The 14768-nt window shown below is 66.7% G+C and carries 1 pseudogene; it reads right to left on the bottom strand.

Going from position 1 to position 14768, the window contains the following annotated elements:
* Positions 1 to 17: 17 nt before the first annotated feature.
* A pseudogene (locus tag FDZ84_RS39235) lies at positions 18 to 14756 on the bottom strand (type I polyketide synthase); the annotation flags it as partial.
* Positions 14757 to 14768: the final 12 nt, after the last annotated feature.

Below are 14768 nucleotides of genomic sequence, written 5' to 3'. Positions count from 1 at the left end.
GGCGAGGAGAAGAGCGGTCAGCGCCGGAACTTCCGGTCGATGAGGTCGAAGATTTCGTCGTCCGTGGCTGAGGTCAGCGATTGGGGTGACGTCGCTTTGGCCGTGCCGTCACGCGCCCCGTCCCACTTGGCGAGGAGTGCGCGCAAGCGCTCCGCCACCTTGGCCTGGTCTTCCGGTGGGATCGAAGGTCCTTGCGCCAACGTGGTATCCAGCCTGTCGAGCTCCGCGAGCAGCGACTCGATGCCATCGCCCGGCTCCGCGACCAAGGCCGGAACCAACTGTTCGGACAACGCCAGCGGCGTCGGGTGGTCGAAAACCAGCGTCGGCGGCAGGCGAAGCCCGGTCACCGCGTTCAGCCTGTTGCGCAGCTCTACCGCGGTCAGCGAATCGAAGCCCAGTTCGGCGAAGGTCCGATCGGGTTGCACAGCCTCCGCCGAATCGTGCCCCAGGGTGCTGGCGGTTTCCGCCAGCACCACCTCCAGCAGCAGGTGTCCGCGCTCAGCGGGCGGCAGTGCGGCCAACTGCTGCCCCAGCTCGCCGGCACCGTGCTTCGCCACAGTCTCGGTGCTGGGCCGTAGATCCACGATCTCGTCCAATAGTGGCCGCGGGCGGGCCGCGGTGAAAGAGGCGGCGAATCGCTCCCAGTCCACATCTGCGACGGCGATGGCGGTTTCTCGTCGAGACAGGGCCTGTTGCAGCGCGGAGAGGGCCGACTGCGGTTCCATCGGTACCAGGCCCCTTCGGCGGAGATGCGCCTCGTTGCCTTCCTGAACGGCCATGCCCGCACCGGCCCACGGACCCCAGGCGACGCACGTCGCCGGCCGACCGCAAGCCCGTCGGCGCTCGGCAAGGGCATCGAGATACGCATTGGCGGCCGAATAGGCTCCTTGGCCGCCGGCTCCCCAAACCCCCGAGATCGAGGAGAACAGCACGAAGGCGTCCAACGGTTGCCCACCAAGCAGCCGGTCCAGGTTCGCCGCGCCGACGACCTTGGCCGACAACACGTCGGCGAACTGCGCCAAGGTCGTCTCGGCCAGGTTCGCAGGCGTCCCGACGCCGGCGGTGTGCACTACCGCCGACAGCGGATGCTCCGTCGGAACGGCCGCCAGCACCGCCCCCAGCTCGTCGCGGTCCGTCACATCGCAGGCCGCGACTGTGACTTTCACGCCGAGCTCGGTCAGCTCGGCCTGCAGGTCCGCTGCGCCGGGAGCTTCCGGACCGCGGCGACTGATCAACACCAGATGCTCAGCACCCCGCCGGGCCAGCCATCGTGCGACCTCCGCACCGAGCGCGCCTGTTCCGCCCGTGATGAGGACCGTTCCCCGGCTACGCCATGTCCCTGACCGGGGGTTCTGCGCTGCGCGCACCACTCGGCGGACGAACAACCCGGATGGACGCACGGCGAGCTGATCTTCGGCCGCCGTCCCGGCGAGTGCGGCCACCAACCCGTTCCGGGATGTCTCGTCCAGTGTCGCCGGAAGGTCGATCAGGCCACCCCATCGCTGCGGATGCTCAAGGCCGACGACCCTGCCGAGCCCCCAGATCAAGCCGTGGTCCGGATCGACCGGACTGTTCTCGGTCCCGACCTCGACACCACCGGTCGTGCCCAGCCACAGCGGGGCGGAAACACCCGCATCGCCCAACACCTGCGTCAGGATCACGGTAGCGGCGGCACCACGGGACAGGTGCGGATGCTCCGCGCAGGGCATTCCGTCCATTGCCAACAGCGACAGCACACCCGTCACCTCGGTGCGGTCGGCAATGACGGCGCGCACCTTGTCCGCGAGCGCACCGCGCTGGAAATCCTGCTCGGTCAATGCCAGGATCGCGACCTCGGCGCCGCGCGCGATCAGCGCGTCGATGACGGTCGCCGGTTGATCTCGGGGCGGCCCGCCAGCTGGAAGCACCACCAGCCACACGCCCCGGAGGCCGACTGCGGACGGCACCTCGACGGACCTCCAGCGCACCTGGTAACGCCAGGAGTCCGCGACGGCCTTCTGGCGTTGTTTCTGGCGCCAGGAAGCCAGAACGGGCAGCACCTCCCTGAAGGGCTGGTCCCGGTCGATGCAGAGCTCATCCGCCAACGGTTCCGGATCGGCGCGCTCGACCAACTCCCAGAAGCGCGCGTTGACCGGGTCGGCAACCGCATCGCCGCCGCAGTCGTCCGCTTGCTCGGCCAGCCAGTACCGCTGCCGCTGGAAGGCATAGGTGGGCAACTCGACGGTGCGAGCGCTGGTGCCGGCGAAGCAAGCCGACCAGTCCACCGCACCACCGCGGACATGCACGTGCGCCAAGGCCGCCACCGCGGTCTCGACCTCATCGCGGTCCCTGCGCATCAGCGGGATCGCCGCCACCCTCCCGGCCTGGTCGGACTCGGCCAGGCACTCCTGGACCAGGGCCGACAACGCCCCATCCGGGCCGAACTCGACGATCGTGTCCACCCGTTGGGCGACGAGCGCTTGGACGCCGTCTCCGAAGCGGACGGGATCGCGCACCTGGCGCACCCAGTAGTCGGGTGCGCACATCAGTCCGGTGGTGTCCAGCGCACCGGTCGCGGCGGAGACGATCGGCACCACCGGTTCACCGAACTTAACGCACCCGGCGGTTTCGGCGTACTCGTCCAGAATCGGTTCCATCCGGTGCGAGTGGAAAGCGTGGGAGACCCGCAACCATTTGGTCCGGATCCCTCGGGCGTCGAGTTCGCCGGCGAGCTCGACGAGCACGTCGCGGTCGCCGGAGAGCACTACCGATTCCGGGCCGTTAATCGAAGCGATGCTGACCCGATCGCACATCCCGGCAAGCACCGGTTCGACCGCCGCCTCGCTGTTGGCGACCGCGAGCATTGCGCCGCCGGTGGGCAATGCCTGCATCAAGCGGGCCCGGGCCGCCACCAACCGTGCCGCGTCCGGCAAGGACAACACACCAGCCGCGTGCGCCGCAGCCAACTCGCCGACCGAGTGCCCCAGCACCGCGTCTGGCCGCACGCCCCACGACCTCAGCAATCCCAGGAGGCCGACCTGAACCGCGAAGATCCCCGACTGCGCCCACAACGTCCGGTCGAGCAACTGCTCATCAGCACCGAACAGCACGCCCCGGACGTCCGCGCCCAAGTGTGCACCCAGCTCGTCGCAGGCTTCCTCGAAGGCGTCTGCGAACGCCGGGAAAGCCGCGCACAATGCCTTTCCCATCCCCAGCCACTGACTGCCCTGACCGGAGAATACGAATCCGATGCGGCCACCGGCATTCGCGGAGCCGGTAACCACCCCCGGTGCCGTCCGGCCATCGGCCAGCGCGGCCAGCCTGGACACCAGGGTCTCCCGATCGGCACCCCACACGACGGCACGCTCGTCCAGCGCGGAACGAGTGGTCGCGAGTGAATACCCCACATCCAGCGGAGAAGCGCCGGGCACCCCGTCCAGCCGGCCGTGCAGCGCAGCCGCTTGGGCCTGCAGCGCTGTGCGACTCTTGGCCGACAACATCCACGGGATCACCGCTGGCTGCGCGGTGACCCGCCGATTCGATCGGTCGGTCTCCGCTGGTCCCGACGGCGGTTGTTCGAGGATGAGGTGTGCGTTGGTGCCGCTGATCCCGAACGACGACACCCCCGCTCGACGAGGACGGCCGGTCTCGGGCCAGGGCGTGTTCCCGGTGAGGAGCCGAACGGCCCCGGCAGACCAGTCCACCTGCGGAGTGGGTTTGTCGACGTGCAACGTCGCAGGCAACTCCCCATGCCGCATGGCCTGCACCATCTTGATGACCCCAGCCACACCGGCCGCTGCCTGCGTGTGGCCGATGTTGGACTTGATCGACCCCAACCACAGGGCCCGTTCAGGATCCCGCCCCTGCCCATACGCCGCGATCAGAGCCTGCGCCTCGATCGGATCCCCGAGCCCGGTGCCGGTCCCGTGCGCCTCCACGACATCCACATCGGACGCCGACAGTCCCGCGTTCGCGAGGGCCTGCCGGATCACCCGCTGCTGCGATGGACCATTCGGCGCCGTCAAGCCATTTGACGCACCATCCTGATTCACTGCTGACCCGCGTATCACGGCCAACACCCGGTGACCATTCCGGCGAGCATCCGACATCCGTTCCAGCAGCACCAGGCCGGCACCCTCACCCCATCCAGTGCCGTCTGCGGCAGCGGCAAAGGACTTACACCGGCCATCGGGCGCCAGACCACGCTGTCGAGAGAATTCGAGGAACGCCAGGGGTGTCGACATCACCGTCACACCACCCGCCAACGCCATATCACACTCACCCGAACGCAGCGACTGGCACGCCAAATGCATCGCTACCAACGACGACGAACACGCGGTATCCACCGCCACCGCGGGACCCTCGAGGCCGAACGTGTAGGAAAGCCGGCCGGCCATGACACTCGCGGCGTTTCCGGTCAGGAGGTGACCCGCCGCCTCCGGCGCGGCAGCCACTTTCGCACCGTGGTCCTGTCCATTGGTGCCCGCGAACACACCGGTCCTGCTGCCCCGCAACGACATCGCAGGGATCCCCGCTCGTTCGAAAACCTCCCACGCCACCTCGAGCAACAACCTCTGCTGCGGATCCATTGCCCGCGCCTCGCGTGGGCTGATGCCGAAGAACCCCGCATCGAACCGATCAGCACCGGTCAGGAAGGCACCTTCTCGCACGTAGGTACTGTCTGCCCGATCCGGATCCGGGTCGAACAACGCGTTGCAGTCCCAACCCCGATCGGTGGGGAACGTCGAAACCGCATCACGTCCCGTGGCGATCAGCTGCCACAGCTCCTCGGGCGAGCAGACATCGCCCGGATACCGGCATCCCATCGCGACCACGACAACCGGATCATCCACTGGATCGGCCCCGGCCACGACGGTGGTCCCGGGCCGCGCTCCCACCAGCTCGCCGACCAGCTGTGCTGCCAGAGCGGATGGGCTCGGATAATCGAAGATCAACGTGGCCGGCAGACTCAATCCTGTTGCCTCGCCCAGCCTGTTGCGCAGTTCGACGGCCATCAGCGAATCGAATCCGAGTTCCTGGAAAGCCCGGTCGGGACTCACTGCGTCAGATCCGTTGTGCCCCAGCACAATCGAGGTCTCCGCCAGCACCAGTTCCATCATCGCCCGGCGGCGTTCGGCGGCTGCCATGCCCACGAGCCGCTGCATCGGGCCTGCCGGGTCCGCCGCACCTGTGGTGTTCTCCGCATCCGCCAACGCCTGCTGTGCTTCGGGCAGCTCGTCGAGCAGCGGACGCCGACGGGACACGGCGAACACCGGGGCGAACCTCTCCCATGCCATATCGGCGACGACCAGGGATGTCTCGTCACGATCCAAGGCACCCTGAAGTGCCAGCAACGCCCGATCCGCAGGCATCGGCACCAGGCCGGTCCGGCGCAGCTGTGCACCGCCTTCGCCTGCGGCCATGCCGTCACCGGCCCACGGCCCCCACGCAACCGCGGTCCCTACCAGCCCCCGCGCCCGACGCTGCTGCGCCAACGCATCCAAGTAGGCATTCGCCGCCGCATAAGCACCTTGCCCCCCAGCACCCCACACACCCGATACCGAGGAGAACAGCACGAAGGCATCCAGCTCTACATCGGCGAGCAGCTCATCGAGGTTCGCCGCACCACCCACCTTCGCCGACAGCACCCCAATGAAGTCGGTCAGACGCATCGACGCCACGTCGCCGACTTCAACGACCCCCGCCGCATGCATCACCGCGGTCAGCGGGCAATCATCCGGAATGGTCGCCAACACTTCGGCCAAAGCATCACGATCCGCCACATCGCAGGACCTGATCGACACCCGAGCGCCCAGCGCCTCCAGCTCCGCCTGCAAATCTCCAGCGCCCGGAGCCTCCGCGCCACGACGGCTGGTCAACACCACATGCTCAGCCCCGGCACCCGCCAACCACCGAGCAACATGCGCCCCCAAACCGCCCGTACCACCCGTCACCAACACCGTGCCCCGAGGACGCCACGCAGACCTCACATCCGGCACATCAGCGCGTCCCAACCGCCGCACGAACACACCATCGGGACGCACCGCGATCTCGTCCTCGCCAAGACCTGCCAACACGACCGACAAGCGTTCTTGAGCGTCCTCATCGAGCAAGCCCGGCACGTCGACCAGGCCGCCCCACCAGTCCGGATGTTCCAGACCGACGACGCGGCCCAGTCCCCACACCAGCGCCTGCCCCGGGTTCACCGGCACATCCCCCACCGCCACGCCACCACACGTCGCCAACCACAATGGCGCCGACACATCCGCGGTCCGCAGAGCTCGCAGCAGCACCAGCGAATTCAGCGCACCATTCGGCAAAGCAGCGTTCGGCGAGGACGGCGATTCATCCAGCGCTAGCAAGGACAACACGCCGCTTATTCGTGATCCGACAGGCAACGTGCGGAATCGTTGCGCCAGGGCTTCCTCGTCGTGCCCGGCGAGCTCGAACAAAACCGCCGCGCAACCCCGTTCCTCGAACATTTCGCGGAAACGCTGAACTTGCTGACTCGTAGACCAACCCTCCGGCACGACGACGAGCCACGTCCCCGACAACGACCGGTCTGGCAAGGCTGCCCGCTCATGCCAGGAAATGCGGTACCGCCACTGGTGCACCAGGGATTCGTTGCGGATCCGGCGATGCCAGGAGGAGAGGGCCGGAACCACCGATTCCAGGGATGCCTGCACGTCGTGATCGCCGGTTATATTCAGAGCAGCGCTAAGCGCGCTGACATCTTCCTGCTCGACGAGTTCCCAGAAGTCCGACTGGGGCGCGAAATCGGCGGATTGCCCGACCGGTTCGGATGGCGAGTCAAGCCAGTACCGCTGTCTTTGGAAGGCATACGTGGGCAGCTCGACCTGCTTCGCCCCGGTACCAGCAAAAAACGACCGCCAGTCCACCGCGGCGCCACGCACATGGACCTGCGCCAAGGCCGTCATCACCTTTTGCGCCTCGTCGCAATTGCTGCGCATGAGTGGAACCGCGGCCACCCGTCCGCCCTGATCGGATCCGGCCACACACTCCTGCACCAGCGCCGACAACACCCCGTCCGGACCGACCTCGACGATGCTGCTCACACCGTGAGCCGCGAGAGCAGCAACGCCGTCGGCGAAGCGGACGGGTTCTCGCACCTGACGCACCCAATACTCCGGCGTAGCCATCATGCCGACCTCATCGAGCTCACCCGTCAACGTCGACACAGCCGGCAGCCCTGGCGACCGGTAGTCCACGCTCCGTGCGATTTCGGCGAACTCCTCCAGCATCGGATCCATCCGATGCGAATGAAACGCATGCGAAACCCGCAACCACCTCGAACGGACCCCTTGCCCGTCCAGCCGGCCGGCGATGTCATCGAGCACATCCCGATCACCGGAGAGCACCACCGACTCGGGAGCGTTGACCGCGGCGATCCCCACTCGATCACCGCAGTCGGCCAACAGCGGGCGCAGCTCCTTCTCTCCAGCAGCCGCCGCGAGCATGGCACCGCCAGGTGGCAGGGCCTGCATCAACCGGGCACGGCCTGCCACCAACCGAGCCGCATCCGGCAACGGCAACACTCCAGCCGCAAACGCCGCCGCCAGCTCACCGACCGAATGGCCCAGCACCACACCGGGTCGGACACCCCACGAACCCAACAACTCCCAGAGCCCGACTTGCAACGCAAACAGGCCCGACTGCGCCCACAAAGTCTGATCCAGAAGTTGCGTATCCGAACCGAGTATCACGTCTCGAACCCGTGCTTTCTGCCCGAGATGCGCGTCCAGCTCGCCGCAGGCTTCATCAAACGCGTCGGCGAACACCGGAAACGCCGAGTAGAGTCCGCTTCCCATCCCGGGCCACTGGCCACCTTGACCGGAGAACACGAATCCGACCGGCCCAGCGGCACGAGTGCCTGTTAACACCTCAGCGGCGTCATGACTGGCAGCCAGCGCTTTCAACCCCGACAGCAGCGCTTCACGATCCGCACCCAGCACGACAGCACGGTGGTCCAACGCCGAGCGGGTCACCGCAAGCGAATACCCGACATCTCGTGGGGAAACATCGACGCATTTGTCCAAGGAGGACATCAGTGCAGCTGCCTGGGCGGATAGTGCTTCGGGCGTTTTGCCCGACACCATCCACGGCACCACCGGAACATCGCGGACAGAACTCGAATCCGGCTCTGTTGAGCGATGCGTCTCTCGCGGAGGTTGTTCAAGGATCAGGTGCGCGTTGGTGCCGCTGATACCGAACGATGACACGCCAGCCCGACGAACACGACCGCTGTCGGGCCAGGGCGTGTTCTCCGTGAGGAGTTGGACCGTGCCCGCAGACCAGTCCACCTGCGCGGAGGGCTCGTCCAGGTGCAAAGTGCGCGGCAGCTCCCCCTGCCGGATCGCCATCACCATCTTGATCACGCCAGCCACACCCGCTGCCGCCTGGGTATGACCAATATTTGATTTCACCGACCCCAACCACAACGGCCGACCGGGATCACGATCTCGGCCATACGTCGCGATCAACGCCTGCGCCTCGATCGGATCACCAAGCCGCGTGCCCGTCCCATGCGCCTCCACAGCATCCACATCGGACACGGACAGCCCGGCACTCGTGAGTGCCTGGGTGATCACCCTTTGCTGTGACGGGCCATTTGGCGCAGTCAAACCATTTGATGCGCCGTCCTGGTTCACCGCGCTACCACGAACCACCGCCAGAACCTTGTGCCCGTTGCGCCGGGCATCCGACAACCTCTCCAGCAACACCAGGCCCGCGCCTTCTCCCCATCCGGTGCCATCCGCGGCCGCCGCGAACGACTTGCACCGCCCATCCGGCGCCAGACCCCGTTGGCGGGAGAACTCCACGAATGTCGTCGGCGTGGCCATCACCGTGACGCCACCGGCAAGGGCGAGGTCGCACTCACCAGCCCGCAATGCTTGACCCGCCAGATGCAATGCCACCAACGACGACGAACACGCCGTATCCACCGTCACCGCAGGCCCCTCGAAACCGAACGAATACGCAACCCGACCCGACAGCACACTCCCGGCGTTACCCGTCCCGAGGTGCCCTTCGAAGCCCTCCGGTGCCTTGGTGATGAATCGGGCCCCATAGTCGTGGTACATCAGGCCCGCGAACACACCGGTCCGGCTGCCGCGCAACGAGAACGGATCGATCCCAGCCCGCTCCAGAGTTTCCCAAGCGATCTCCAGCAGCAACCGCTGCTGCGGATCCATCGCCAACGCCTCGCGCGGGCTGACGCCGAACATGTCGGCATCGAACTCCGCCGCATCCCGCAGAAACCCGCCCTCACATACATACGAAGTCCCGAGACGATCGGGATCCGGATCGAACAACCGCGCCAGATCCCAACCACGATCATCAGGGAACCCAGCCACCGCATCCACGCCCCCGGCCACCAACCGCCAAAGCTCCTCCGGCGACGACACCCCACCCGGAAAACGACACCCCATCCCGACAATCGCAACAAGATCCTCTTCGACACTCGCGGCCCTGGTCGTCACCGGCACCGACGTCGTCCCGATCTCGCCTACCAGTTCCTGGTGCAGGAACCGAGCCAACCCCCGCGGCGTCGGATAATCGAACACCACAGTCGCCGGCAACCGCACCCCCAGCACCCCGGCAAGGCGATTGCGCAACTCCACACCAGACAACGAATCAAAACCCAAATCCCGGAAAGCACGGTCGCCCCCGACCTCGACCGCACCCGAATAACCCAGCACAGCCGAAACATGCTCCCGCACCAAACCCAACAGCGCGTCCTCATCCACGGCCTGCGAGTTGGCTGCTCCCCTCGCCACACCGCCACGAGCAGGAACCAACGCGGTCAGCAGCGCTGGCACCGCGTTCAACCGTCCTTTCTCGACAAGCAGCGCCCTGTCCAATCGAGCGGGAACGACGCAAGCCGTGTCCGTCGCAATCGCGGCATCGAACAGGCGGAGCCCATCCTCTGTGGAAAGTTCTGCTATGCCCGTCCGTGACAACCGCTCTACCGACGCCGCGTCCAAAGCACTCGTCATACCGCTGCGTTGCGTCCACAGTCCCCACGCCAACGACACCCCGGGTAGTCCACGCGCCCGGCGATACCGTGCCAATGCATCCAGGAACGTGTTCGCCGCCGCGTAGTTGGCCTGCCCCGCGGCACCCGCAATCCCGGAGAACGACGAGAACAGCACGAAGAACGACAGATCCAGATCGCGGGTCAACTCGTGCAGGTGCCATGCCCCCGCTACCTTCGGGGCGAACACCGTGCCCACATCCGCCGCCGACAACGACCCGATCACTCCATCGGCCAACACCCCAGCGGCATGCACGATCCCCCGCAGCGGGCAGTCGACCGGAATGGCGGCCAGCGCCTGCTCCAGATCCCTCCGGTTACCCACATCGCAAGCCACCACGTCGACCACGGCGCCCGAGCGCGCCAGCTCATCCACCAACTCGGGGACCCCAGGCGCGTTCCAGCCACGCCGGCCTGCCAACACCAAACGCCGAATCCCGTGCTCCTCCACCAGGTGACGGGCAACCACTCCACCCAACGCACCAGTGCCACCGGTGATGAGGACTGTCCCGTCCGTGTCTAGTCGCGGGGAGGAGCCCTCCCCGTGCGCCTTGAGTCGCGCCAACCGAGGCACCAGCGCCACGCCGCGCCGAAGGGCCAGCTGCGGTTCGCCCGCTCGCACGGCGGTCGGCAACGCCTGCCACGACTCGGGTGTGCCGTCCACGTCCACCAGTACGAAGCGACCCGGGTTCTCCGACTGTGCCGAACGCAACAACCCCCACGACGACGCACTCACCAGGTCGGCGACGTCCGCATCCGAGTCGGCTGGCATAGCTGCCCGTGTCACAACCACCAGCCGGGATTCGGCGAGCTGCTCATCGGCAAGCCACAACTGCACGAGAGCCAGCAGCTCGGAGGTCGACTCTTCGGCACGCGACGGCAGTGAGCCACCTTCGACCTCTTCAGCCGAGATTGCTGCGACCAACACCGAATCCGGGACGGCAACGCCCGAGCCCACCGCCGAACGGAGCTCATCCAGGGTCGCGAACCGTCCGGTTGTGCGCACCGATTCCGGCCAACTGGCACCGTCACCGACGATGGCAAGGTCGTCACCGGCGGTTGTGTCCGACAATGCCCTCCGGTGCCACTCCACCTCGAACAGGCAATCACCGATCGCGCCAGAACTCACCTGCTGCCGGGAGATCGGGCGTGTCACCAGCGAATCAACCGAGGCCACAAATCGGCCAGTCGGGTCCACTGCGACTAACGACAGCTCGTCATCCGCGGTCAACGAGATGCGTGCCCGCACCACCGCGGTTTCGGTAGCGCGAAGTTCCACCCCACGCCACGAGAACGGCACCCGCGCTCCGCTCTGGACCACCGACGTCTCGGCCGCGGCGGCATGCAGCACCGCGTCCAGCAACGCGGGGTGAACGCCGAATCGATCCCCCACCTGCATGTCGTCCGGCAACGCGACTTCGGCGAACACCTCCCCGCCTCGTCGCCAGGCACCGCGCAGACATCTAAAGGCCGGTCCGTACGCGAAACCTTGCCCTTCAAGGAATTCGTAGACCTCGTCGGCATCGATTTCAGTCGCATCGTCTGGGGGCCAGGCAGGCAGCTCATGGTTCTCGGCGGCCACGGGTGGCAGCAGCACGCCCGTCGCGTGCTTCCGCCACTCGGATTCGGTCGCATCTCCAGGGCGGGAGTAGAGCGCCATCGACCGGGCTCCGGATTCCCCGGGCGGTCCCACCAGCACCTGAACCTGGACCGCTCCATCATCCGGCAGGATCAGGGGCGATTCCAAAGCCAGTTCTTCCACCCGGCCACAACCGAGGCGCTCGCCGACATGCCACGCCAGCTCGACGATCGCGGTGCCGGGGACGACGATTTCTCCCAGCAACCGGTGATCGGACAACCACGGATGCGAACCCGCTGTCAGCCGACCGGTCAGCACCACACCTTCGCCGTCGGCCAACGCAACCACCGCACCGAGCAACGGATGGTCCGCCTCGGCCAATCCCGCGGCGGTCACGTCACCCGCACCGCCGGTGGATGCCAGCCAGTAGCGCTGCCGCTGGAAGGCGTAGGTGGGCAACTCGACTTGCTTCGCCCCGCTACCGGCGAAAAACGACCGCCAGTCCACCTCACCACCACGGGTGTGGATCTGCGCCAATGCGGCCAGCACGGTTCGGGTCTCGTCGCGGTCCTTGCGCATCAAGGGGATCCCGGCCACTTGCCCGGATTCCGCCACACACTCCTCGACCAACGTCGACAACGCCCCGTCCGGACCGAATTCGACAATCGTGTCGACACCCTGACCGACAAGCGCCTGGACACCATCGGCGAAACGGACGGGCTCACGCACCTGACGGACCCAGTACTCGGGAGTGCCCATCACTCGACCACCGTCCAGCTCACCGGTCAGGGTCGAGATCATTGGCAGTTCGGGTGCGTGATACTCACGGCTTCGGGCGATCTGGGCGAACTCTTCCAGCATCGGGTCCATTTGGGGTGAGTGGAAAGCGTGCGACACCCGCAACCACCGCGTCCGACACCCCTGATCGTGCAACCGACCAGCAACGTCGGCAAGCAGCTCACGGTCACCAGAGAGCACAACCGATCCCGGACCGTTGATCGCCGCGATCTCGACCCGGTCCCGCACCCCATCCAGCAGAGGTTCGACCTGGGCCTCACTCGCGGCCACCGCCAACATGGCACCACCAGAAGGCAACGCCTGCATCAACCGGGCACGACCCGCCACCAACCGCGCTGCCTCCGGCAACGACAACACACCAGCTGCATGCGCCGCAGCCAGCTCACCCACCGAATGCCCCAACACCACATCCGGCCGAACACCCCACGAACCCAGCAGCCTCAGCAAACCAACCTGCAACGCGAACAAACCCGACTGCGCCCACAAGGTCCGATCCAGCAAAGACTCCCCTGAACCGAACACCACATCCCGAACCCGCACCTCCTGGCCCAGGTGTGTATCCAACTCCGTGCAAGCCTCGTCAAACGCATCGGCGAACACCGGAAACACCGAGTAGAGCCCCCGGCCCATCCCCAGCCACTGGCCGCCCTGGCCGGCGAACACAAACCCGACACGGCCACCGTTCCCTGCAGATCCCGAGACCACCTCGGGCACCTCGCGGCCGTCGGCGAATGCCCTCAACCCGGTCAGGAGCGTGTCACGGTCCGAGCCCAACACCACTGCGCGTTCGTCCAGTGCCGCGCGCGTCACACCTAGCGAATACGCCACATCCGCCGGCGACAGCTCCGGCCGGTCCTCGACATGCGAAAGAACCCGTTCGGCCTGGGCCCGCGCCGCCTCCGGTGTTTTACCCGACACCACCCACGGCACCACGGGGATGGCTGCCTCGGGTTCCCGCTCGCCTTCGACCGGCCCGGTCGGTTCGCCCTGCCCGACCGGAGATTGTTCGAGAATGACATGTGCGTTGGTGCCGCTGATCCCGAACGACGACACCCCCACCCGACAAGGGCGACCACTGTCCGGCCAGGGCGTGTTCTCCGTGAGAAGCCGGACCGAACCCGCCGACCAGTCCACCGCCGACGTGGGATCATCCACATGCAACGTCGCGGGCAGCTGCCCGTGCCGCATCGCCAAGACCATCTTGATGACACCGGCAACGCCAGCGGCCGCCTGCGTGTGACCGATGTTGGACTTGACCGACCCCAACCACAACGGCCGATCCTTGTCCCGGCCCTGCCCGTACGTGGCGATCAGGGCCTGTGCCTCGATCGGATCACCAAGCCGCGTGCCCGTCCCATGCGCCTCGACCGCATCCACATCGGACACCGACAACCCTGCATTCGCCAACGCCTGGGTGATCACCCGCTGCTGCGACGGACCATTCGGCGCAGTCAAACCATTCGACGCGCCGTCCTGGTTCACCGCGCTACCACGGACCACCGCCAGAACCTCATGCCCATTTTGCCGGGCATCCGACAACCGCTCCAACAACACCAGACCGGCACCCTCACCCCACCCGGTGCCATCCGCAGCAGCCGCGAACGACTTGCACCGCCCATCCGGAGCCAAACCACGCTGACGGGAGAACTCCACGAACGTCGCCGGCGTGGCCATCACCGTCACACCGCCGGCCAGCGCGAGATCGCATTCGCCGGAACGCAACGACTGACACGCCAAATGCAGGGCCACCAACGACGACGAACACGCCGTATCCACCGTAACCGCAGGACCCTCAAAACCAAACGAATACGCAACCCGTCCCGACGCCACACTCACCATCCGCCCGGTGAGTCCAAAACCGCCAGCGCTTCGGCTCATCTCCCGCAAGGGCGGACCGTACTCCTGGGGCGTGACACCGCCGAAGACACCGGTCTTGCTGCCGCGCAGGGATGTCGGGTCTATCCCCGCCCGTTCGAGGGCCTCCCAGGACAGCTCCAGCAACAGCCGTTGCTGTGGGTCCATCGCCAACGCCTCACGCGGCGAAATCCCGAACATGCCGGGGTCGAAATCGGCCGCATTCGCGAGGAAACCGCCGGCCCGCGTGTACGAGGTTCCCTGGTGGTCCGGGTCAGGATCGTACAACCGTTCGAGGTCCCAACCCCGGTCGGCCGGGAATTCCGAGATGGCGTCGGTGCCAGTGCGCACGAGTTGCCAAAGCGCTTCGGGAGAGTCGACGCCGCCGGGCAGTCGGCAGCTCGCCGAGACGATCGCGATCGGCTCCTGACTCCGGCTCTCGGCTGCGAGCAGGCGCTGCCGGGTCTGATGCAGGTCGGCAGTTACCTTCTTCAGATAGCCGAA

Source organism: Saccharopolyspora sp. ASAGF58 (assembly GCF_012277335.1).
Taxonomy (GTDB): domain Bacteria; phylum Actinomycetota; class Actinomycetes; order Mycobacteriales; family Pseudonocardiaceae; genus Saccharopolyspora; species Saccharopolyspora hattusasensis.
Note: the sequence above shows the minus strand (reverse complement) of the source record. Positions and strands in the feature narration are given on the sequence as shown.